Origin of the sequence: Streptococcus salivarius (assembly GCF_002094975.1) — a bacterium.
Lineage (GTDB): Bacteria > Bacillota > Bacilli > Lactobacillales > Streptococcaceae > Streptococcus > Streptococcus salivarius_D.
Map to the genome: position 1 here is coordinate 1,908,339 of NZ_CP015283.1, position 24,312 is coordinate 1,932,650.

Below are 24,312 nucleotides of genomic sequence, written 5' to 3' on the forward strand. Positions count from 1 at the left end.
TCATTCCAAAATCATCTAACCCTCTTCACTCCATTATAACACTTCCACTAGGAAAGAGTCAGAATATTTGTGCATTTTCTGCAAAAAGAAAAAGCCTTTTCAGGCTTCTCTTCTTATTGTTCGAAAGTTTGTTGAGCGATGAGTTTGTTATAGTTTTCTTCATCTTCTTGGTTATCACGGACAACCTTAGATACTGTAAATGATGATGAAATCAATCCTACACATCCCATGAGGTAGTAACCCTTAACCATCAAAGGCTCTTTAAGGGTATAGAGGCCTACCAACATCAAGATTACGAAGAAGGCAAATGATCCCCATGCCATCATGTTGAAAGATGTTGTGTTACGATACACTTTTTTCTTTACTTTGTTCATAAAGTTAGTCTCCTTTTATATACTAAGACTAGTATACCAACAATGTAAGCCTTTCACAACTCAAAGCATGAAAAGGTTTTCATCATCCCTTAACCTTCCAATTGTTCTGATAAATCACTCCACTCTTCCATCAGAGCTTCTTGAGAAACTGATAAGTCATCCAGCTCTTTCTGCAAGTCAGACAATTCCACCACTTCATTTGTTTCAAGCATGGCAGCAGAAATTTCCTCCAAGCGTTCCTCAATTGTCTCTAGCTCATTTTCAATTTGCTCAATGCGTCGACTTAGTTTACGCATCTCTTTTTGATTGGCTTTTTGAGCTTGATAATCACTAGCACCCGCTGAAGCCACTTGGACTTCCTCTGATACTTGATTTTCCTCTGCCTCAAGACGTGCTAACTCTTCAAGCTCCGCCTTCTTCTCAAGGTAGTAATCGTAGTCTCCAAGATAAATGGTTGCTCCATCCTCAGAAATTTCCATCACTTTGGTTGCCACTCGGTTGATAAAGTAACGGTCGTGGCTGACAAAAAGAAGCGTTCCATCAAAGTCAATGAGGGCATTTTCCAAGACTTCCTTACTATCAATGTCCAAGTGGTTGGTCGGCTCATCTAGGATGAGGAAATTGTTGTTTTCCATTGATAATTTAGCTAGGAGCAGGCGAGCCTTCTCACCACCCGAAAGCATAGAAACCGACTTTTTGACATCATCTCCTGAGAAGAGAAAGGCTCCCAGACGGTTACGAATCTCAACTTCAGGAGTTGTCGCAAAATCATTCCACAACTCATCAAGAACAGTGTTGGACGGTGTCAAGGCAGATTGGGTTTGGTCATAGTAACCCACTTCAACATTGGCACCATAAGTTGATGTTCCCTTGATAAATGGCAGCTTACCTACTACCGACTTGATAAAGGTTGTTTTCCCTATACCATTAGGTCCCACAATAGCAATGGCATCCATCTTCTTAACATCCAGGGAAATCGGCTCTGAGAGAATCTCATCGTCATAACCAATGGCAGCATCCCTCACAGTCAAGACCACATTCCCAGAGACCTTATCCGCATGGAAAGTCATATTAGCTGACTTTTGACCTTCTGTTGGCTTATCCAGACGTTCCATTTTCTCTAGCTGTTTACGACGGGCTTGAGCACGCTTAGTTGTAGAGGCACGGACAATATTACGATTAACAAAGTCCTCCAGCTTAGCAATTTCCTTTTGTTGCTTTTCGAAGTTCTTTGCTTCAGTAGCCAATTTTTCAGCCTTGAGATCCATGAATTTTGAATAGTTTCCGACATAACGATCTAAACTATGTTTGGTCAAATCCAGGGTTACTGTCGCCACCTTGTCCAAAAAATAACGGTCGTGACTGACAATGATTAGAGCTCCCTGATAATTGACCAAGTAATTTTCCAACCAGGCAATGGTCTCGATATCCAAGTGGTTGGTCGGTTCGTCCAGTACCAAGAGCTCAGGCTTCTCAAGCAGCATTTTCGCCAAAGCCAGGCGCGTGTTTTGCCCTCCAGAAAGATCGGAAATGGGCATCTCCCACATGCTTTCATCAAACTTAAAACCATTGAGAATAGCTCTGATATCAGATTCATAGGTAAAACCACCACGCTGTCTGAAATCCTCGGAAAGGCGATCGTAGTCAGTCATTAACTTGTCCAATTCTATCCCAGTCAACTCGGCCATCTTCATTTCCATGTCACGCAGACGTTTTTCATCTGCACGTAGGTCTGAAAAGACATTTAACATTTCCGCATAGATGGTATTGCTAGACTCAAAGCGACTATCCTGAGCCAAGTAAGACAAATTCAAATCACGTTTTGTATTGATTTCACCACTCGTCGGCGCTTCCTCTCCAACCAAGATTTTCAATAAGGTTGATTTCCCAGCACCGTTACGGCCAACCAGGGCAATACGATCACGTTCATCTACCTGAATATTAATATTATCAAAGAGCACATCTCCTGAGAAAGAGCGCTCAATCTTGTTTCCTTGTAAAATAATCATAACGTTTCAATTATACCAAAAAAGCCAAGCTCCTGCTTAGGCTTTCTGACTTTCTTTCAAAATGCTTGCTACCTTAGTATTAATCAAGTCGATAGCAACAGTATTTGTGACACCTTCAGGAATCACCACATCTGCGTAGCGTTTCGTAGGTTCGATAAACTGGTGGTACATAGGTTTAACCACACTGATATATTGCTCAATGATACTATCCAAGCTACGGCCACGCTCTTCCATATCACGCTTGATACGACGGATAATACGAATGTCATCATCAGTATCTACAAAAAGCTTGATATCCATCAAATCACGCAAACGTTTATCCTCAAGTACCAAAATCCCTTCAACAATGAAGACATCCTGTGGTTCCTGACGATAAGTCTTTTCACTGCGAGTGTGTTGGGTGTAGTCATAAATCGGAATATCTACAGGACGCCCAGCAATCAGCTCATTGATATGTTCAATCATAAGATCTGTATCAAAGGCAAAAGGATGGTCGTAGTTCGTTGACACACGCTCTTCAAAAGTCAAATGTGACTGATCCTTATAATAAGAATCATGCTCAATCATGGCAATTTTCTCATCTGGAAAATTTGATAGAATGGCACGAGAAACACTGGTCTTACCGCCACCAGAGCCACCCGTAACCCCAATAATAATCGGTTTTTTAGGCATGGTAAATTCCTATCTAATATAGTCTTTCTTATCTATTCTACACTAAATCATGATATAATAAAAGCAAATCCATATAGAAAATGAGACTTTTATGTTTAAAAACTTTCCTGAACAATGGCAAGACCTCCTTAAAGAAAAAGGAATCACTACAGAGACTGCCATTCAAAAAGAACTCTTTGCACCAATCACTGAAGGAGACAATGTCCTAGGTATCAGTCCTACAGGAACAGGTAAAACCCTTGCCTACCTTCTTCCACTTCTTCTTTCACTCAAGCCAAAAAAAGCTCAACAACTGCTTATCCTAGCACCTAATTCTGAACTTGCTGGACAGATTTTTGATGTAACCAAACAATGGGCTGAGCCACTAGGACTCACTGCCCAACTCTTCCTTTCTGGCTCTAGTCAAAAACGACAAATTGAACGCCTGAAGAAAGGACCAGAAATTCTCATCGGAACCCCTGGCCGTGTTTTTGAGCTGATTAAACTCAAAAAAATCAAGATGATGAATGTCAACACCATCGTCCTCGATGAATTTGATGAGCTTCTCAGTGATAGCCAATACCACTTTGTGACAAAAATCAGCCACCATGTTCCTCGTGATCATCAAATGATCTATATTTCGGCAACCAACAAAATTGACGATCAAGTTCTTGTCGAAAATACTATCGTTTATGACTTATCTGATCAGGAATTAGATACTATTAAACATTATTATATCAGTGTTGATAAACGTAACCGTGTCGAACTTCTTCGTAAGTTCTCCAATATTCCTGATTTCCGTGGCCTTGTCTTTTTCAACAGTCTTTCTGACCTTGGGGCTACTGAAGAGCGCCTCCAATTTAACGGAGCTTCAGCAGTATCATTGGCTAGTGACATCAACGTCAAATTCCGTAAGGTTATCTTGGAAAAATTCAAGAACCATGAGATTTCACTCTTACTAGGTACTGACCTCTTGGCACGAGGCATCGATATTGAAAATCTGGAAGTGGTCATCAACTTCGATATTCCTCGAGACCGTGAAGCCTACACTCACCGTGCAGGTCGTACCGGCCGTATGGGAAATGAAGGTAGCGTCATTAGCTTGGTAACTCATCCAGAAGACCTCAAAAAACTTAAAAAATTCGCTAAAGTATCAGAACTGGTTATTAAAAACCAAGAGCTTCACGAAAAATAAGCCATTACAAAAGCACTTCAGAGTAAACTGAAGTGCTTTTAACATATACAGATTAGGCTTTTTTACCAAAGTCCTCAATCATTTGTTCCATTTCCTCACGACTTGGAGTTGTCAACATATAAAGGAAGTCACCTTGCAACTCTGCAAAGGCTGCAGGCATGATTTTCTTAACTTTAAGTTGTTCACGATACTTATCAAAAAGTTCTTCTTCTGAGTAAGCATAGTGTGAGCTTACACGACGTGAAGTAGCCAAACAGTAAAGTGGCTCAAACTGAGAAGCTGGGAATGGTTCGCCAGCAACGATATCCGCATAGCCCTTGTACAAATCAAACGAATGAGCATAGTTATAGACGTCGATTGTGAAACCACCTGCTGGACGGTTATTATATTCAATAGCAATATAATCGTCACCATCACGGAAGAACTCAATATGGAAGAAACGTTCCTTCATACCAAATTCTTTGACAATTGCCTCACCATACTTACGTAACTTAGGATCCATATCCTTAAGAACGTAGTAAGAATTATCCATCTTGTAAATCATCAAGTCAAGTGGAGTGTGGGCATAATCGAAAGTTGTTGAGAAAACAATATTACCATCATGGTCAATCAAACCATCGAAAGTACAGATTTCACTTGAAGTTACAAATTTTTCAAAGAAATAAACTGTTTCATGGTCCCACTCAGCCTTGAAATGATTGATATCATCTTCTGTTTCAAGTTTGAAGGTTGCAGCTGCACCAACCCCATTATCTGGCTTAGCAATCATTGGAAGACCGATTTCTTTCACAGCTTTATCCACATCTTCGTCAGTTTTAATGACAGCACCTGGCACAACTGGAACACCAGCTTTTTGGAAGAGTTTCTTCATTTCAGACTTGAATTTAGTCTTCTTAAGGTCTTCTGGCTTAGCACCAAAAACATTGAACTGTTCACGAAGAGCAGCATCCAATTCCAACCAGTATTCATTATGAGATTCGATACGATCGATTGGACCATGTTTGTAGAAAAGAAAGGCTACGGCACGCTTAACTTCATCCAAGTTTTCCAGATTATCTACACGGAAGTACTCTGTCAAAGCATCTTTCAAAGGTTGATCTAACTGTTCATAAGGCTCTTGACCAATACCAAGAACAGTGATTCCCTTATTAGCAAGTTCAACTGTAAACTGTTGGAAGTTTTGTGGATAGTATGGTGAAATAACAAGATAATTCATTAGTGATTCCTCTTTTATAGTTATTTAGATAGGATAGACAAAGAAATTATAGGTTCATATTGTCAAGGAAATAAGGCATTTGTTTACGCCACCATTCCCAATCGTGAGCGACATCATGGCCCCACTCAGAGAACCAGGCTGGAATATTCTTTTGTTCAAAGGCTTCCTTAAGTTTATAGTAAGAAGGAAGACCATCTTGTTCCCAAGCACCAAGACCTGTACATACGATGATTTCAGCTTGACGGTAGCGGTCGATAAACCAACCATCATTTTGGTTCCAGATATAATCTGATGGGGAATTTTGGTAAATAGCTTCATCCCCTCCAAACTCACCCACAAAGAAACGAGCATCGTAGACACCACTAAGAGCTACTACTTTATTGAAAACATCAGGATGTTGCAAGAAGAAATTAAGCGCATGGTAAGCACCCATTGAACATCCTGTTGTCATCATTGGATCAAACCAACCAGTTTTGTGTTTGATAAATGGAATAGCTTCTTCAATAACATAACGTTCATAAGCACGATGCATTTCAGCACGATCGTGTGGATTTTTCCAATCACAAAGCCAGCTTTCACTGTCCACACTTGACAGCGTAAAGAATTGTACGCGCCCTTCTTCGATAAAACGTGCACAAGCATCAATCATACCGAAGTCATAGTATTCGTTATGGCTACCACCTGATGAAGCAAAAACCACAACAGGGATACCAGCGTGCCCATAACGGTTAACATACATTTCACGATTAAGTTGACCACTCCAGTGGCTAAGATGTTCGATATTCATATTTATATACCTTTTCCTAAATTAAAATAATTTGCGTTAATATAGACTAGTCCCACTTTTCAGCGAAAAAACGAAGACAGTCTGGTAAATTCTCAGCCCAAGCTTCTTCATTGTGTTCAGCACCAGACTGAATGTGAATCTTGATATTTTCCAAATCAACCCCACGAGCAATCAAATCATGGTAATAGCTCAATGAAGAGTCAATATAAGCCTGCTTAATGTTACCAGCCATCAAGGTCTTGTCAGTATCATCAGCTTCCTCAGTCCCTACATAAATGTAGACACGTTGATCTGCATCGAGCTTTTGACGCGACATGTAACGATCAAAGGCATCTTGATGCAACCAGTTAGCTGAAGAAAATACCCCAAGACAACCTATCTGCTCCTTATAATCAAGCCCCATAAACTGAGTGATATTACCACCAAGGGATGAACCAATCATAGCTGTATGCTGACGGTCTGAGAGGGTACGGTACTCCTTGTCAATAAAGGGTTTAACCACATCCATGACAAACTCCGCATACTCTACTCCCTTGCCTCCGAACTGAACACCAGGGATATTAGATTCTTGGTACTTCCACGCAGAATACTCATTCATACGGCCAGGACCATCATTATCGATGGCTACAACAATCATGCGCGAAATATCAGGATTACGCTTGATTGTTGGGATAATCTTCCAAGAATAGCCCGAAAATGACTCCTTACTATAAAGAACATTCTGACCATCATGGAAATACACGACAGGGTAAGAACGATCTGTATCCGTTTCATAGTTCTTAGGTAGAAGAACACGCACACGACGAAGTTTACCAGTGTATGGCACCTCTAATTCATGGGTCTTCATAACCAAGTAAAAATAAGATTTATTCATTGTCAGAAAACTCTCTATATTCGAAATTTAGTTCTATTATACCATATTTTAAAAGAAAAAGAGTCCCTATAATGGGGACTCTTTACACTTTTTAATGATTGAATAGCTAAACTCTTAGTAGTTTGCGATATCAAATACTGTTGATTTCACACGAGTCATAGCTTCGATAGAGTATTTCACACCTTGAGTTCCGGCACCAGATCCTTTAACACCAAGGAATGGGAAGTTATCTGTACCACGTTGTGTTTTGTTGTTGATGTGAACTGTACCAACTTCAAGTTGTTCAGCAATTGCAAATGCACGTGGGTAGTCTTGAGTGAAGACTGCACCTTGAAGACCAAATTCAGATTCGTTAGAAATCTTGATTGCTTCTTCAACTGAAGATACACGGATGAATGGCAATACTGGACCAAATGGTTCTTCCCAAGCAAGACGCATGTCAGTTGTTACATGATCAAAGACAGCTGGGTAGATAAGGTTACCTTCACGTTTCAATTCAGTTTTAGCAGTAGCACCTTGTTCAACGGCATCATCAATCAAACCTTGAACGAAGTCAGCTGCTTTTGTATCGATAAGTGGTGTAACGCTTGCACTTTCTTCAGGCATACCAACAGTGATATTACCTACCAAAGCAGTTACTTTTTCTACCAATTCATCTGCAACACTATCCATTACAAGAACACGTTTGATAGCTGTACAACGTTGACCTGAATAGTCAAAGGCACCAGCAACAATGTTTTTAGCAGTCAAGTCAAGATCAGCATCTTCAAGAACGATAGCGGCATCTTTACCACCAAGTTCAAGCATGATTGGACGCATAGCTGCCAAACGACCGATATTTTCACCAACTGGTGTTGAACCTGTGAAGTTGATGAAATCAACTGCTTTGTGTTCAACGATATAGTCACCGATAACAGAACCACGACCAGTGATAGAGTTCAAGACACCTGCAGGGATACCAGCTTCAACAAATGCTTCAACCAAAAGAAGACCTGAGATAGAACCTTGTGTTGGTGGTTTGAAGGCAACAACGTCACCAGCAATCAAGGCAGGAGCAATTTTAGAACCAGCCAAGTTTACTGGGTAGTTAAATGGAGAGATAGCAAGGACAAGACCTACTGGTTCGCGACGAACAACAGCGATTTTTTTCTTGCTACCTGCGTCAAATGAACCACCTTCAAGTACTTCACCTTCCAAACGCAAACCTTCTTCAGCTGCATAGTGGATGATTTCAGCAGTACGAACAACTTCACCGATTGCAGATTTCAAACCTTTAGAGATTTCTTTAGAAAGAACTTGACCGATTTTTTCTGCATCACGTTCCAAGATATCTGCTGCTTTATGAAGGTAAGCTGCACGTTCAGCATATGAAAGTGCACGCCATGCTGGAAGTGCTGCTTTAGCTGCTGCGTAGACTTCGTCTACTTCAGCTTGGCTCATCGCTGGAACTGATCCAAGTTCCTCACCGTTTGCAGGTGCGTAGATAGTAATTTCGTTTTCAGATGTTTTCCACTCACCATTGACATAGTTTTTGTATTGTTTAGCCAAGATAGTAACTCCTTTTATCTATTATAAGACCTATTTTATCATTTTTTTAGAAATAATCCAAGATTTAAACGAGAATTATTCAGAAAATTTTGACAAAAAATAGTTTGCCCTATTGTAAAATGAAGTGCAACACAAAAGACATGTTCATCTGATATACTAGAGTTGCGAAAAACAGTATAAAGGAAGATGAACATGTCCACTAATTATTCTACCACAAATCAATCATACAAGCACTTATCTGAAGCTGAGCGAGGGGAAATTGAAGCTTATTTAAGCGTAGGACTCAAACCTGCTGAGATTGCTCGTAGACTAGGGAGAAATCGCTCTACTATTACTCGTGAAATTAATCGTGGTTCCATAACACAAGTGAAAAAAGTAAATGGGCAAAAGGTCTATTACCAACACTATTATGCAGATGCTGCTCATAACCGTTATCGTCATGCTAGAGAAGCCAGCTATTATTTGAAACTGGATTCCGTATCGGATGACTTTCTGAGAGCATTTACAGAAGCAATGAGAGAGAAACCAAGGGTGCATAGCGTGGATACCTTTGTTCATACCTATAGACTCCAACATGTAGATGCAGTTGTTCCTTCAACCAAGACGCTCTATAACTATATCCATCAAGGATTGTTAGAGATTAAGGTCATTGATTTGCCAAGAGCAGTGCGGATCCGTAAGAAATTTACCAAGCGCCCCTCTACCAAGAAACATCTAGGAAAGTCAATTGAAGAAAGGCCAGAAGAAATCAATAATCGTTCCCGTTTTGGAGATTGGGAAATCGATTCTGTTCTGGGTGGAAAGACAATAGGAGAACCTTCTATTCTAACCTTGGTAGAACGACAAACACGCTATGCTGTCACAAAGAAACTCGTGGAAAAGAAAGCAGAGTATGTCAATCAAGCAGTCTTAGAGTGTATGAAACTTTATCCCATTAAGTCCATAACTGCAGATAATGGAAACGAATTTTCATCATTGAGTAAGATAGAGGGATTAGATGTTTATTTTGCACATGCCTATTCATCTTATGAACGAGGTACAAATGAGAATTTCAATGGACTACTAAGAGAGTTCATTCCGAAGGGGTGTTCGTTAAAAGAACTAAATCAGAATCTTTTAGAGGACTATACAAAGGCTATCAATGAAAGACCTAGACGAATTCATGGCTATCAGTCCGCAAAAAAGCTGTTTGAGCTAACTCAAACAGCTTGAAAGATACTCACTTAATCAGAGGAACATCTTTGTTGCACTTGACTTGACAATTAGGGCAAAAAATAGTTTTAATTATTAACCTAGGTTAGCCGTATTCTACTCCTAACCAATGAATGAGTCAATTATTTTGTCTCTGTTTAGTTATAAAAAAAGTGAAAGCCTAGGCCTCCACTTTTTATGATTAGTCTACGTTAACGTATTCTTTTGAAAGTTCAAGAACTTCTTCCATTGTTGAACATTCAGTAAGCGCACGGTTAGCATATTCTTCCATTTTAGCTGTGTCAAGTTTCTTCATCAAGCTACGTGTACGAAGAACAGATGTCGCTGACATTGAGAACTCATCCAAGCCCATTCCGACAAGAAGTGGAACAGCAGTTTGGTCACCGGCCATTTCACCACACATACCAGCCCATTTACCTTCAGCGTGAGCCGCTTTGATAACATTGTTAATCAAACGAAGGATTGATGGGTTATATGGTTGGTAAAGGTATGAAACTTGTTCGTTCATACGGTCAGCAGCCATAGTGTATTGGATAAGGTCGTTTGTACCAATTGAGAAGAAATCAACTTCTTTAGCAAATTGGTCAGCAAGCATAGCTGCAGCAGGGATTTCAATCATGATACCTACTTCGATATCGTCTGCAACGGCAACACCTTCAGCAACCAATTTAGCTTTTTCTTCTTCAAGAATACCTTTAGCAGTACGGAACTCAGTCAACAAAGCAACCATTGGGAACATGATACGCAATTTACCGTGAACAGATGCACGAAGCAAGGCACGCAATTGTGTACGGAACATTTGGTTACCAGTTTCAGAGATAGAAATACGCAAAGCACGGTAACCCAAGAATGGGTTCATTTCTTTAGGAAGATCGAAGTAAGGGAGTTCTTTATCCCCACCGATATCCATTGTACGAACGACAACAGGTTTACCGTTCATACCTTCAAGAACTGCTTTGTATGCTTCATATTGGTCATCTTCAGTTGGGAAGTCTTGAGAATCCATATACAAGAATTCCGTACGATAAAGACCAACTGCTTCTGCACCGTTATCATTTACACCTTCAACGTCTTTAGGTGTACCGATGTTAGCAGCCAATTCGAAATGTTTTCCATCAGCAGTAACTGTTTGAGCATCTTTAAGGAGAGCCCATTCAGCTTTTTGTTTAGCGTAAGCTTCACCAGCTGCTTTAAACTCAGCAATTTGCTCTTCAGTTGGGTTGATAACAACTTCACCAGTAATACCTGAAACCGCCAAAATGTCGCCATCTTTGACAAGTTCTGTGATGTTATTTGTACCAAGAACGGCTGCGATTTCAAGTGTACGAGCCATGATTGCAGAGTGACTTGTACGTCCACCGATATTAGTAACAAAAGCTTTTACGTACTTTTTGTTCAACTGAGCTGTATCAGATGGTGTCAAGTCATGAGCAACAACGATTGATTCTTCGTTGATTGTTGCTGGGTTAGGCAATTTTTTACCAAGCAAGTTAGCAAGCACACGTTTTGTAACGTCACGAATATCCGCTGCACGTTCTTGCATGTATGGGTTGTCTTCCATACCTTCAAAAATAGCGATAAACATGTCTGTTACTTCTGTCAAAGCAGCTTCAGCATTAACTTGTTTAGCACGGATAGTTTCTTTAATTTGACCAGTCATTTCTGGGTCAGCAAGAACCATCAAGTGAGCATCAAAAACGGCTGCCGCTTCTTCACCAAGGCTTTCAACTGCTTTTTCACGGATAACAGAAAGCTCGTCTTGTGACGCCGCTAGAGCAGCATCTAGACGAGCCTCTTCTGCACTTGTATCTTCAACTGTTACAGTTTCAAATGACAAGTCCGGTTGAACAAGCAGATATGCCTTAGCAACTGCAACACCATCAGATGCTGCGATTCCTTTAAGCATTTCTGTCATATTCTTATGCCAATCCTTCTTTTGTCATTGTTTCTGCGATTGCTACGATTGCGTCATCAGCATCAGCACCTTCTGCAGAGATAGTTACGTCAGCACCTTGACCAACACCAAGGCTCATAACACCCATGATAGATTTAAGGTTAACTGCTTTACCTTTGTAGTCAAGAGTGATATCTGAAGCAAATTTGCTAGCTGTTTGAACAAGCAAAGTAGCTGGACGTGCGTGGATACCTGTTTCTGCAACAATGTGGAAATCTTTAGAAGCCATAATGGATTCTCCTTCTTCATTTGGAATATTTGAGTTATCAATGATAACCCTTACAATTTAGAATTATAACATAGCTAATTGAGATTATCAAGGTTAAAACGTACTTTCTACAAGTTTTTCGAAAGCTTGTCTCTCATTTTACTGGTCATTTTCATTTTTCAAAACATAAGCAAATACTAGTCTCTAGTTATTTACAACATTTTCAGAAAATTTCTTTCATGGTGTTTTCAATCGTTAATTTTCATTTTCGAGCAAAAACAATCACATAATTGAAAGAATTTGATTGCTAAAGGCACTCGTTGAATAAGCTTGTTTCCCAAATGCTAAGTCAGCTGTAAAGATATCAGCTTTAAATGTCTTCTCAATAGCACTTGTAATCAGTTGAGCTGCCTCAGTCCAACCAATATAATCTAGAAGCATGCAGCCAGATAATAAAACTGAGCAAGGATTAGCCTTATCTTGATCTGCAATATCCGGAGCTGTTCCATGTGTTGCTTCAAAAATAGCATGGCCTGTTTGATAGTTAATGTTGGCTCCAGGGGAGATGCCGATACCACCAACTTGTGCAGCCAAGGCATCACTGGCATAATCACCATTCAAGTTGGTTAAGGCAACAACATCAAATTTTTCTGGATTTAAAAGAATCTGTTGGAGAAAGTTATCAGCGATTATATCATTAATCTCTAAACGACCAGCCAGCAATTCTTCTTTATAGTCTTCCTGAGCTACTTCATAACCCCATTTACGGAAGCCACCTTCTGTGAATTTTTGAATATTCCCTTTATGAACCAATGTCACTTTCTTTAGATTGTTCTTGAGAGCATAGTCGATAGCAGAGCGAATGAGACGTTTACTTCCTTCTATTGAAATTGGCTTAATTCCGATACTACTTGACTCTGGGAAGCGAATTTTATTAACATTCATTTCTGTCTGGAGAAACTCAATCACGCGCTTGACATCTGCCGTTCCTGCTTCCCATTCAATCCCAGCATAAATATCTTCGGTATTTTCACGGAAGATAGTAATATTTGTTTTTTCTGGTTCCTTAAGTGGACTTGCTACTCCGTCAAAGTAACGAACAGGTCTAACACAAGCGTAGAGATCAAGTTCTTGACGTAATGCTACATTTAATGAACGGATACCACCACCTACTGGCGTCTCAAGCGGTCCCTTAATAGCTACTAAACTTTCTCGAATAGCTTCCAAAGTTTCTTTCGGCAACCATTCACCTGTTTTGTCATAAGCCTTCTTACCGGCTAGAAGCTCTTGCCATTCAATATGACGCTTTCCTTCATAGGCTACTTCTACTGCTTTATCAAAGATTGCTTGGGCATTCTTCCAGATATCATGTCCAACACCATCGCCTTCAATAAAAGGGATAATTGGACGATCAGAAACTTGAAGCTGTCCATTTTTCATTACGATTTTTTCTGCCATATAGCTTTCCTCCCTAGCGTTTTTCTAAAGGAATATACGTCATATTTTCTTGTCCGATGTATTGTGAGCGTGGACGAATCAATTTGTTATTTTTTTGTTGCTCTTGAATATGAGCAATCCAGCCGGCAACACGACTCATAGCAAAGATAAGTGTGAAGATATCGCTGTCAATTCCTAGAGTATGATATACAGTGGCTGAATAGAAGTCCACATTGGGAATCAATCCCTTCTTTTCTTTCATGAATTCTTCAATTTCTTGAGACATGTTAAAGAATTCTTCATTCTCAGTACCCTCTGTCAACTTTTTAGCCATATCTCTTAAGAAAATTTCACGAGGGTCCTGTTTCTTGTATACACGGTGTCCAAATCCCATGATTTTCTCTTTAGAGTCAAGTTTTTCCTGCAAGTAAGCATTAACATCACCAGATTCACGGATTTCTTTAAGCATATCAAAGACGCGTTCATTAGCTCCACCATGCAAGGGACCTTTTAGAGCACCAATAGCTGTTGTGACACAAGAATAGATATCTGTCAGAGTCGAGGCACAAACACGCGCTGCAAAAGTTGAGGCATTCAACTCATGATCAGCATGAAGAATTAAAGCCTTATTCATAGCTTCAATTTCAATTTCAGAAGGTTCAACACCATTCAGCATGTAGAGAAAATTAGCCGCAAAACCTAAATCTTCTCTTGGTTTGAGGGGCATTTTACCAGTACGTAAGCGTGCAAAAGTCGTAATAATTGTAGGCAATTTAGCCATCAATTCAATACTTTGCTGATAAATTGCCTCCATGGATCTTTCCTCGGCGTCCACATTGTAAACCCCAAGAAGGGAGACTGTTGAACGTAAAACACTCATTGGGTGCAAATGGGGACGAGATTGGATAAGAATGCATTGCTCAACAGCATCAGAAATATCATAGTTCTTACGCAACTCAGCTTCAAAATACTTGAGTTCCATTTGCGTAGGAAGATGACCATTCCACAAGAGATAAATCACTTCCTCAAAAGACGCTTTATTATCCATAAACTCGGAAATATCATATCCCGAATACGATAAATGATCATCAATAATAGATGAAATCCTAGTATTACAGGCAATCATGTCCTTAAGTCCATTAATTTCAACTGTTGTCATATTAGGCTCCCTTCAATTTTTTTCTTACAACCATTGGCAAGATACCACCATTTTTATAGTAGCGAATATCAGCATCTGCATCAAAGCGTACCAAAGCTTTAAAAGTTTTGGTTTGTTCAGGTGTTGAAGCTGTAACGGTGATAACATCATGGACACCTGGATTTTCTGAAAGGTCAAAGCTAAAGGTCTCATGTCCTGTCAATCCAAGACTTTCAGCATTTTCTCCTTCCATAAATTGGACTGGTAAAATCCCCATCATAACGAGATTTGAACGGTGAATACGCTCAAAACTCTCAGCAAGCACTACTTTTACACCAAGAAGATTAGCACCTTTAGCCGCCCAGTCACGACTTGAGCCCATACCATAATCCTTACCGGCAATTACAAGCGTATCTTGATTAGCTTCTTTATATTTCATAGCAGCATCGTATATAGGTAGAATGTCACCATCATATTTAGTATATCCACCAATTTTTCCATCTGCTAACTCATTCTTGATACGAATATTAGCAAAGGTTCCTCGCATCATGACTTCGTGATTTCCACGACGGCTACCATAAGAATTGAATTCTTGATAATCAACACCATTCTCAGTCAAATAACGAGCTGCTGGACTATTTCTGGCAATATTGCCTGCTGGAGAAATATGGTCTGTTGTTACCGTATCTCCGAATTTAGCCAAAACCTTCAAATCTTTCAATGGTTCAATGCTCAAATCATCTCCTAAAGCATCAAAATAAGGTGGGTTTTGAATATAGGTAGAGTTTTGATTCCATTTATAATTTTGACTTTGTTCAGTAGGAATGGCATTCCACTTCTCGCTATCAGAAAAGACATTAGCATATTCATCTTGGAAAAGTTGACGAGTGACGTATTTATCAACATAAGTCTCAATTTCTTCACGAGATGGCATAACATCCTCTAAATAAACAGCTTGACCATTGTCGTCAAAACCTAAAGGTTCAGTTGTCAAATCAATATTCGTGTTACCAGCTAAGGCATAAGCAACAACCAATGGTGGGCTAGCCAAGAAATTCGCTTTAACAAGTGGATTAATACGCCCTTCAAAATTACGATTTCCTGACAAAACAGCACTCGCTAATAAATCAGTGTCTACAATAGCCTTAGCCACCTCAGGACGTAAGTCTCCTGAGTTCCCAATACAGGTTGTGCAACCGTAACCTACCAAGTTAAAGCCAAGCTTATCTAGATAGGTTTGCAAGCCTGAAGCTTTGAGATAACCAGTAACAACCTTAGAACCTGGTGCCAAAGATGTCTTCACTGTTGGAGATACTTTTAATCCTTTCTCAACCGCTTTTTTAGCTAAAAGACCGGCTGCCATAAGAACGTAAGGATTTGAAGTATTGGTACATGATGTGATAGCTGCAATGGCCACATGACCTGTTTGAATTGTTTCTGAATGATCCTCAAAGTCAACGTTTGCAGTTTTTGCTAGCTCTTCCTTATCCAAACCAAAACCACGGACACCAGCTTCTCGTACCACTGCATCTTGAAATTCTTGCTTAGCATCTGATAAGAGAATCAAATCCTGTGGACGTTTAGGACCTGAGATAGAAGGTTTAATGGATGACAAATCAATTTCAACAATCTTAGTATACTTGGCTTCTTTACTTGGATCATAGAAAAGATGATTGGCTTTTGTATAGGCTTCAGTGACTTGGATGTGTTCCTCATCACGGTTAGTTAAACGCATGTAGTTAAGAGTCTCGTCATCAATAGGAAAATAACCACAGGTCGCTCCATATTCTGGTGCCATATTAGCGACTGTAGCACGGTCAGCTAGAGACAAACTCTTCAAGCCAGGTCCAAAGTACTCAACAAATTTACCAACCACATTTTCAGAACGAAGTACCTGAGTAATCTTGAGAGCCAAATCTGTTGCTGTAGCAATTTTAGGCAACTCTCCCGTCAGATGTACACCAATGACCTCTGGAATTGGGAAATAAGATGCTTCACCGAGCATAGCTGCTTCAGCTTCAATACCGCCAACACCCCAACCAAGAACGCCAATACCATTAATCATAGTTGTATGACTATCAGTACCAAACATAGAGTCAGGATATAGGAGCCCATCATTTTCAATAATAACATCACTCAAAAATTCAATATTAACCTGATGAATAATCCCTGTAGCTGGTGGAACAGCACGGTAATTTTCAAAAGACTGTTCGGCCCACTTTAGAAATTCATAGCGCTCGTTATTACGTTTAAACTCTAGATTAATGTTATCTTCAAGAGCAGTATCACATCCGTATGAATCCACTTGGACAGAGTGGTCAATAACCAAATCCACTGGAATCTCAGGGTTAATAAATTCGGCTTTACCACCATTAGCCACTATAGCATCACGCATTGAAGCTAAATCAACAACAACAGGAACTCCTGTAAAATCTTGTAAGATAACACGACTTGGTTTAAAAGGCACTTCGGAAACTGTCGGAAAATTCGGAAATTTCATCAGGTCAGAAATGTGAGATTCCTTAACATCGACGCCATCTTTTTTTCGGAGGAGACTTTCAAGTAGTATTCGAATGGTATAAGGTAGTTCTCCGACCTTAACATCATGAGATTTTGCTGCTTTTTCGAGATCATAGAAAGAGAATGTCTTACCATTTACAGTTAGATTTGAACAGTATTCTTGCATACTTGAACCTCCATTAGTTAAAAATTTTCTTTATTCTACACTGTTTTTTTTGAAAAAACAAATAGAATTGGCATTTTGATGTTATATTATATAACATGCATAGTTAGATATTTCTTTTTTCGTCATTTCCATATACAAATCCTATTTAATTTAGGAAACTTAAAAAAGCCTTTAAAACACAAGATATAGGGTTGTGTTTCAATACTAAACACAAAATATTGTATTTCCTTGAGATATTTAGCTTGATTTTTCCCAATATTTTGGGTATTCTATTAGAGTCGAAAAAGTGGCTCTTGGCCACTTAAAATCTTTTTATAAAGGAGTATTTGCAATGGCAAAGATTACATTGTTTTCTAAAAACAACTGCATGCAGTGCAAAATGACTAAAAAATTCTTGGAAAAGGAAGGTGCTGATTTCGAAGAAATCAACATTGATGAACAGCCAGAAAAAATCGATTACGTTAAAAGCCTCGGTTTCACTGCTGCTCCAGTTATTGAAGCCGGCGATATCATCTTTTCAGGTTTTCAACCGGCTAAACTTAAAGAAATCCTTTAATTATCAAGTTTTTATATAGAAAGGAACTTGTTTGCTTAGTTTAATGTTTCAACCTTAATATACTATTAAACTGAGCCTGGTATCTGTATTATGTCTTTAAAAAATCTTGGCGATGTCTCATACTTCCGCCTCAATAACGAAATTAACCGTCCTGTTAACGGTCAAATTCCTTTGCATAAGGACAAAGAAGCGCTTCGTGCCTTCTTCCTTGAAAACGTTAAGCCAAATTCAATGGCATTCAACAGCATCACAGATAAAATTAATTATTTGATTGAGAACGATTATATTGAGTCTGAATTCATCGGTAAATACGAACCTGCTTTCATCGAAAAATTGTCTGCAGAAATTCATTCTCAAAAATTCCGCTTCCAATCTTTCATGGCAGCCTACAAGTTCTACCAACAATATGCCCTCAAAACAAACGATGGCGAGTCTTACCTCGAAAGTATTGAAGATCGTGTTCTATTCAACGCCCTTTACTTTGCTGATGGTGATGAAAACCTAGCTAGTGACCTTGCCAACGAAATGATTCACCAACGTTACCAACCTGCTACTCCTTCATTTTTAAATGCTGGACGTAGTCGTCGTGGTGAACTCGTGTCATGTTTCCTTATTCAAGTAACAGATGACATGAATTCTATCGGACGTTCTATCAACTCTGCCCTCCAGTTATCACGTATTGGTGGTGGGGTAGGTATTAGCCTGTCTAACCTTCGTGAAGCTGGTGCTCCTATCAAAGGATATGCTGGGGCAGCCTCTGGTGTCGTGCCTGTTATGAAGCTTTTTGAAGATAGCTTCTCTTACTCAAATCAACTTGGTCAACGTCAAGGTGCTGGTGTTGTTTATTTGGATGTTTTCCACCCAGACATCCTTGCCTTCCTTTCTACTAAGAAAGAGAATGCTGATGAGAAGGTGCGTGTTAAGACACTGTCACTTGGTGTTACAGTTCCAGATAAATTCTACGAGTTGGCACGTAATAATGAAGATATGTACCTCTTCAGCCCTTACTCAGTCGAAAAAGAGTACGGTAAACCATATAACTACATTGATATTACAGCTATGTACGATGAGTTGGTTGCCAATCCAAATATCACAAAAACCAAGATTAATGCCCGTGAGCTAGAAACTGAAATTTCTAAACTCCAACAAGAATCAGGTTATCCATATATCGTCAATGTTGATACAGCCAATCGACACAATCCAATCGATGGTAAGATTATCATGTCCAACCTCTGTTCTGAAATTCTTCAAGTTCAAACACCAAGTGAACTTAACGATGCACAAGAGTTTGTTAAACTCGGTACAGACATTTCATGTAACCTTGGATCAACTAATATCCTTAACATGATGACTTCACCTGACTTTGGTCGTTCGATTAGAGCAATGACACGTGCGCTTACCTTTGTTACAGATAGCTCAAGTATTGATGCTGTACCATCTATCAAAAATGGTAACCAACAAGCTCATACCTTTGGTTTGGGAGCTATGGGGCTTCACTCTTACCTCGCTAAACACCATATCGAGTATGGTAGCCCTGAATCTGTTGAATTCACTAATATCTACTTCATGCTAATGAACTACTGGACTTTAGTTGAATCTAACAACATTGCCCGTGAACGTCAAGAAACCTTTGTCGGTTTTGAAAAATCAAAATATGCTGATGGTTCTTACTTTGACAAATACGTTACAGGCCAATACGTTCCTAAATCTGACCGTATCAAAGAACTTTTCGATGGCCACTTCATCCCACAAGCCAAAGATTGGGAAGAACTCCGTGAACTCGTTAAGAAAGATGGACTCTACCATCAAAACCGTTTAGCTGTTGCGCCAAATGGCTCAATCTCTTACATTAACGACTGTTCGGCTTCTATCCATCCAATCACACAACGTATTGAAGAACGTCAAGAAAAGAAAATCGGAAAAATCTATTATCCAGCCAACGGTCTTTCAACAGACACAATTCCTTTCTATACCTCAGCCTACGACATGGACATGCGTAAAGTTATCGACGTTTATGCCGCTGCGACTGAACACGTTGATCAAGGTTTGTCATTAACCCTGTTCTTGCGTAGTGAGTTACCAAAAGAAATTTACGAATGGAAAACAGAAAATAAACAAACGACTCGTGACCTTTCTATCCTTCGTAACTACGCCTTTAACAAGGGAATTAAATCAATCTACTACATCCGTACTTATACAGATGACGGTGAAGAGGTTGGTTCTAACCAATGTGAAAGCTGTGTCATCTAAGATGGTGATTTAACGATAACAACCTCACTACCCTTATTTACAAAATGCATTAAAAGGTCGGTTCGCCGACTTTTTTAATAGATCAACTCAAAAAACTATATCATGATTTTGAATTATGATAAAATAGTAACGATATCAATAAAGAAAGAGGTTTCTAATGGAAACTTACTACAAAGCCATTAACTGGAATGAAATCGAAGATGCGATTGATAAATCTACTTGGGAAAAATTGACGGAACAATTTTGGCTAGATACACGTATCCCACTTTCAAATGACCTTGATGACTGGCGTAAACTTTCAGCTGAAGAAAAGGATTTGGTTGGAAAAGTTTTCGGTGGTTTAACCTTGCTAGATACCATGCAATCTCAAACTGGTGTTGAAGCCATTCGTGCAGACGTCCGTACACCTCATGAAGAAGCTGTATTGAACAACATTCAGTTCATGGAATCTGTTCACGCGAAATCTTACTCTTCAATCTTCTCAACTTTGAATACTAAATCTGAAATTGAAGAAATTTTCGAGTGGACTAACAGTAACGAATACCTCCAAACCAAGGCGAAAATCATTAACGATATCTATGAAAATGGAACGCCTCTTCAGAAAAAGGTTGCTTCAACATATCTTGAAACATTCCTTTTCTATTCAGGGTTCTTCACTCCACTCTATTATCTTGGTAATAACAAGCTGGCTAATGTCGCTGAAATCATTAAGCTCATTATCCGTGACGAATCTGTTCACGGAACTTATATTGGCTATAAATTCCAACTAGGGTTCAACGAATTACCTGAAGAAGAGCAAGAAAGTTTCCGTGAATGGATGTATGATCTCCTCTACCAATTGTATGAAAATGAAGAGCTCTACACTAAATCTCTTTATGATGGTGTTGGATGGACTGAGGAAGTCATGACTTTCCTACGTTATAACGCCAACAAGGCTCTCATGAACCTGGGACAAGATCCACTCTTCCCAGATAGTGCGAACGATGTTAACCCAATCGTTATGAATGGTATTTCTACAGGAACATCTAACCACGACTTCTTCTCTCAAGTTGGTAATGGTTACCTTCTAGGTACTGTTGAAGCCATGCAAGATGATGATTATAACTACGGACTATAAGAAAAAACTAGCTGAGCTAGTTTTTTTATTGTGTTCAATACTATATTCGAAAAACAAATAGAAAAAGAGTTCAAATTGAACTCTTTTTATTTTATTTTGCTTTTACTTCAAAACCTTCTGCGACACCTTCTGCAAAGTTTTCTTCAACAATGCTAGCACAATGATCACAGATAGTCGCATTGTAGCTACGTTCTTTGGTAGTTGGATCGATACGACGGCAACGATCACAGACATCTCCTTCAGCACGTTCTACTGTGAATGCTACACCTTCAAAGCTTACAGCAGACTCAGGAGCATCTCCTTCAGCAATAGTCAATGCTGAAACGATCAAAAGTTGAGCAAGGTTAGTATTCAAACCTTCAAGAAGTTCTTTGACTTCAGCATTAGGATAGATTGTCAAATGAGCTTCAAGCGATTTACCGATAACTTTTTCGTTACGCGCTTCTTCCAAAGCTTTTTGAGCTTGGCCACGGAAATCCATGAAGGCATTCCAATTTTCAAGAAGTGCATCTTGACCAGCGAAATCTTCTGCTTCTGGCAACTCTGACAATTGAACATAGTCTTCTGTTTCAAATTCAAGATATGACCAAATTTCTTCTGCAGTGTGAGGAAGAATTGGAGTCAATAGTTTTGTAATCTTGACAAGAATATCGTAGAAGACTGTTTGCATTTGACGACGTTCAAGTGATTCTGCACTCTCAATATAAACCACATCTTTGGCAAAATCAAGATAGAAAGCAGACAACTCAACGTTAATAAAGTTAACCAAGGTTTTGTAGATAGTTAAGAATTCAAAGTTTGCATAGGCATCACGAATAGTCTTAACTAATTGGTTAAATCGAATAGTCATGTACTGATCTACAGAACGCAAGTCTTCAAAGGCTACTGCATCAGTTGTTGGATTGAAGTCAGATGTATTAGCAATCAAGAAACGAAGTGTGTTACGAATCTTACGATAAGATTCTGATACTTGGCTAAGGATATCCATTGAGATACGAACGTCATTAGTTGTATCAACACTTGTTACCCAAAGACGAAGAATTTCAGCACCAAATTGTTTCTCAACATCACTAGGAGCAATAGTATTACCAAGGGATTTAGACATCTTTTCACCCTTACCATCAAGCGCAAAACCTTGAGACAAGAGTTGTTTATATGGTGCAACACCATTATTAGCAACAGATGTGATAAGTGATGAGTTAAACCATCCACGATATTGGTCTGAACCTTCAAGATAGAGGTCAGCTGGATAAGTTAACTCAGGACGGTTAACTACAACACCATTCCATGATGAACCTGAGTCAAACCATACGTCCATAATGTCAGTTTCTTTAGTAAACTCTCCGTTTGGTGAACCTGGATGTGTAAAGCCTTCTGGAAGAAGATCTTTGGCATCACGTTCCCACCAGATAACTGAACCGTGCTCTTCGAAAAGTTTAGCCACATGTTCGATTGTTTCTTCAGTCATGATTGGTGTTTTATCTTCAGCATAGAAGATTGGGAGTGGCACACCCCAAGCACGTTGGCGAGAGATTACCCAGTCACCACGGTCACGAATCATGTTGTAAAGACGAACTTTACCCCACTCAGAATGGAATTTAACTTTTTCAATCTCATCCAAAATCTCTTGACGGAATTTAGAAACAGAGGCAAACCATTGTGGTACGGCACGCCAGATGATTGGTTTCTTCGTACGCCAGTCAAATGGGTATGAGTGTGAGATTTCTTCTTTAGCAAGGAGCAAATCACCGAGTTTTTCCATAACAATTGGAGCCACTTTATCGTAGAACTGACCTTCAAAATCAGGACCAGCATTTTCCATCATGATACCACGCTCATTAACAGTTACGGCAACTTCAAGGCCATTAGCAATACCTACGTTATAGTCATCCTCACCAAAACCAGGAGCCGTATGGACGATACCTGTACCTGAATCTGTAGTAACGTGGTCACCAAGGATAACAAGCTCATCAACTTCTGTATCCCATGGGTGTTCAGTGACGATTTGATTCAATTCTTCACCACGGTATGACTGAAGTACTTCCACATCAGTCCAACCAAATTTCTCAGAAAGACTATTAAGTAATTCAGAAGCAACGACAAATTTGCGGTTTTCTCCGGCAGGTTTTACGAGAACGTATTCAATATCAGCACCAACAGTCAAACCACGTGAAGCTGTTACTGTAAATGGTGTTGTTGTCCAAACTACGATATATGTATCTGTGTCTAGTACTCCTTTACCATCCTTTACCTTATTGGCATAGTAAAGTGAGGTTGAAACTAAATCATGGTACTCGATTTCTGCTTCAGCAAGTGCTGACTCTGATGACCATGACCAATAAACTGGTTTTGCACCTTGATAGATGTAACCTTTTTTAGCCATCTCACCAAAGACACGGATTTGTGCAGCCTCATAGTCTGGTGTCAAAGTAACATATGGGTTATCCCAATCAGCCGAAACACCAAGACGTTTGAAATCTTCACGTTGTTTGTCAACTTGTGAAAGTGCATAATCACGACACATCTTAAGGTATTCAGCACGATCAAGTTCTTTACGTTTCACACCTTGTTTTGCCAACACTTGCTCAATTGGAAGACCATGCGTATCCCAACCAGGAACGTAAGGAGCATAGAAACCAGACATTGATTTTGAACGAACAATGATATCCTTAGAAATTTTATTCATCGCATGTCCAACGTGAATATTACCATTGGCATACGGAGGACCATCATGAAGAGTGAAGTGAGGTTTACCTTGGTTCAACTCTTGACGACGTTGATACATCTTAGCATCTTCCCACTCTTTTTGCCAGATTGGTTCTTTGTTAGGAAGTCCAGCTCGCATTGGAAAAGCTGTCTTACCTAGATTTAAGGTTTCTTTGAGTTTCATTATATCTCCTCTTTAATTTAATTTACTAAATAAAAAGAGCCTTCATCAAAAAGGACGAAAGCTCGTGGTACCACCTTAATTCAGAGCAAAAAACTTTTGCTCCCTCATATGTCCGTAAGGAGGACCATCCTTCTAACTTACTTAATTCAGTTAGAATGCTTGAAAATGATAACTATCCAAATAGGGAATGTGGGACTCACACCATCTCCC

Annotated in this window: 18 protein-coding genes and 1 other annotated feature (1 of these 19 cut by a window edge); of the genes, 5 read left to right on the forward strand and 13 right to left on the reverse strand. The window is 39.4% G+C overall.

What is annotated here, in order from left to right:
* Window positions 1-113: 113 nt before the first annotated feature.
* The 3 genes from V471_RS08955 to udk form a co-directional block, all read right to left on the reverse strand.
* Complete coding sequence (locus V471_RS08955) at window positions 114-374, reverse strand: YiaA/YiaB family inner membrane protein (protein ID WP_002883990.1); 261 nt, start codon at window positions 372-374, stop codon at window positions 114-116.
* Between the two features lie 89 nt (window positions 375-463).
* The gene (locus tag V471_RS08960; protein ID WP_045772115.1) at window positions 464-2,383 is read right to left on the reverse strand and encodes an ABC-F family ATP-binding cassette domain-containing protein; all 1,920 of its coding nucleotides are present in this window, start codon (window positions 2,381-2,383) and stop codon (window positions 464-466) included.
* Window positions 2,384-2,419: 36 nt separating this feature from the next.
* Window positions 2,420-3,055: a uridine kinase gene (udk, locus tag V471_RS08965; RefSeq protein WP_002890688.1), complete on the reverse strand. Its 636-nt coding sequence runs from the start codon at window positions 3,053-3,055 to the stop codon at window positions 2,420-2,422.
* Window positions 3,056-3,146: 91 nt separating this feature from the next.
* Between udk and V471_RS08970 the strand changes: the two genes are divergently transcribed.
* Window positions 3,147-4,229 carry a DEAD/DEAH box helicase gene (locus V471_RS08970; RefSeq protein ID WP_045772116.1) on the forward strand — a complete coding sequence of 361 codons (1,083 nt, stop codon included), beginning with the start codon at window positions 3,147-3,149 and terminating at the stop codon, window positions 4,227-4,229.
* A gap of 52 nt (window positions 4,230-4,281) precedes the next feature.
* Here V471_RS08970 and V471_RS08975 read toward each other — a convergent pair whose 3' ends face one another.
* The 4 genes from V471_RS08975 to V471_RS08990 form a co-directional block, all read right to left on the reverse strand.
* On the reverse strand, window positions 4,282-5,445 hold the full coding sequence (locus tag V471_RS08975) for an ATP-grasp domain-containing protein (RefSeq protein WP_014633290.1): 1,164 nt from the start codon (window positions 5,443-5,445) through the stop codon (window positions 4,282-4,284).
* 46 nt (window positions 5,446-5,491) lie between these two features.
* Window positions 5,492-6,232, reverse strand: coding sequence for an esterase family protein (locus tag V471_RS08980; protein WP_002884014.1), 741 nt, complete (start codon window positions 6,230-6,232; stop codon window positions 5,492-5,494).
* 46 nt (window positions 6,233-6,278) lie between these two features.
* Entirely contained in the window at window positions 6,279-7,106 is an 828-nt protein-coding gene (locus V471_RS08985) for an alpha/beta hydrolase (RefSeq protein ID WP_002884105.1), read from the reverse strand.
* A 114-nt stretch (window positions 7,107-7,220) separates the two neighbouring features.
* The gene (locus V471_RS08990; RefSeq protein ID WP_045772117.1) at window positions 7,221-8,654 is read right to left on the reverse strand and encodes an NADP-dependent glyceraldehyde-3-phosphate dehydrogenase; all 1,434 of its coding nucleotides are present in this window, start codon (window positions 8,652-8,654) and stop codon (window positions 7,221-7,223) included.
* Between the two features lie 192 nt (window positions 8,655-8,846).
* Here V471_RS08990 and V471_RS08995 point away from each other — a divergent pair, with 192 nt between their 5' ends.
* Window positions 8,847-9,866, forward strand: a complete 1,020-nt coding sequence (locus V471_RS08995; protein ID WP_171021848.1) for an IS30-like element IS1139 family transposase — start codon at window positions 8,847-8,849, stop codon at window positions 9,864-9,866.
* Between the two features lie 181 nt (window positions 9,867-10,047).
* Here the strand turns inward: V471_RS08995 and ptsP are convergent, their stop codons facing one another.
* From ptsP to acnA, 5 genes are all read right to left on the reverse strand, one after another.
* Entirely contained in the window at window positions 10,048-11,781 is a 1,734-nt protein-coding gene (gene ptsP, locus V471_RS09000; RefSeq protein WP_002884022.1) for a phosphoenolpyruvate--protein phosphotransferase, read from the reverse strand.
* A gap of 4 nt (window positions 11,782-11,785) precedes the next feature.
* The gene (locus tag V471_RS09005) at window positions 11,786-12,049 is read right to left on the reverse strand and encodes a phosphocarrier protein HPr (protein WP_045772118.1); all 264 of its coding nucleotides are present in this window, start codon (window positions 12,047-12,049) and stop codon (window positions 11,786-11,788) included.
* A gap of 261 nt (window positions 12,050-12,310) precedes the next feature.
* Window positions 12,311-13,486: an NADP-dependent isocitrate dehydrogenase gene (icd, locus tag V471_RS09010; RefSeq protein WP_045768878.1), complete on the reverse strand. Its 1,176-nt coding sequence runs from the start codon at window positions 13,484-13,486 to the stop codon at window positions 12,311-12,313.
* Window positions 13,487-13,499: 13 nt separating this feature from the next.
* Complete coding sequence (locus tag V471_RS09015) at window positions 13,500-14,624, reverse strand: citrate synthase (RefSeq protein WP_002884029.1); 1,125 nt, start codon at window positions 14,622-14,624, stop codon at window positions 13,500-13,502.
* Between the two features lies 1 nt (window position 14,625).
* Window positions 14,626-17,289 carry an aconitate hydratase AcnA gene (gene acnA, locus V471_RS09020; protein WP_004182713.1) on the reverse strand — a complete coding sequence of 888 codons (2,664 nt, stop codon included), beginning with the start codon at window positions 17,287-17,289 and terminating at the stop codon, window positions 14,626-14,628.
* A gap of 331 nt (window positions 17,290-17,620) precedes the next feature.
* On the opposite strand from acnA, the gene nrdH reads away from it, so the two are divergent.
* The 3 genes from nrdH (at window position 17,621) to nrdF (ending at window position 21,212) form a co-directional block, all read left to right on the forward strand.
* On the forward strand, window positions 17,621-17,845 hold the full coding sequence (gene nrdH, locus V471_RS09025; RefSeq protein WP_045768879.1) for a glutaredoxin-like protein NrdH: 225 nt from the start codon (window positions 17,621-17,623) through the stop codon (window positions 17,843-17,845).
* Window positions 17,846-17,935: 90 nt separating this feature from the next.
* Window positions 17,936-20,095: a class 1b ribonucleoside-diphosphate reductase subunit alpha gene (gene nrdE, locus V471_RS09030; protein ID WP_013990782.1), complete on the forward strand. Its 2,160-nt coding sequence runs from the start codon at window positions 17,936-17,938 to the stop codon at window positions 20,093-20,095.
* Window positions 20,096-20,252: 157 nt separating this feature from the next.
* Window positions 20,253-21,212: a class 1b ribonucleoside-diphosphate reductase subunit beta gene (gene nrdF, locus V471_RS09035; RefSeq protein ID WP_014633295.1), complete on the forward strand. Its 960-nt coding sequence runs from the start codon at window positions 20,253-20,255 to the stop codon at window positions 21,210-21,212.
* 91 nt (window positions 21,213-21,303) lie between these two features.
* Here the strand turns inward: nrdF and ileS are convergent, their stop codons facing one another.
* The gene (gene ileS, locus V471_RS09040; RefSeq protein WP_045768880.1) at window positions 21,304-24,102 is read right to left on the reverse strand and encodes an isoleucine--tRNA ligase; all 2,799 of its coding nucleotides are present in this window, start codon (window positions 24,100-24,102) and stop codon (window positions 21,304-21,306) included.
* A 47-nt stretch (window positions 24,103-24,149) separates the two neighbouring features.
* Window positions 24,150-24,312 (reverse strand) — a binding site (T-box leader); it runs 50 nt beyond the window's last position.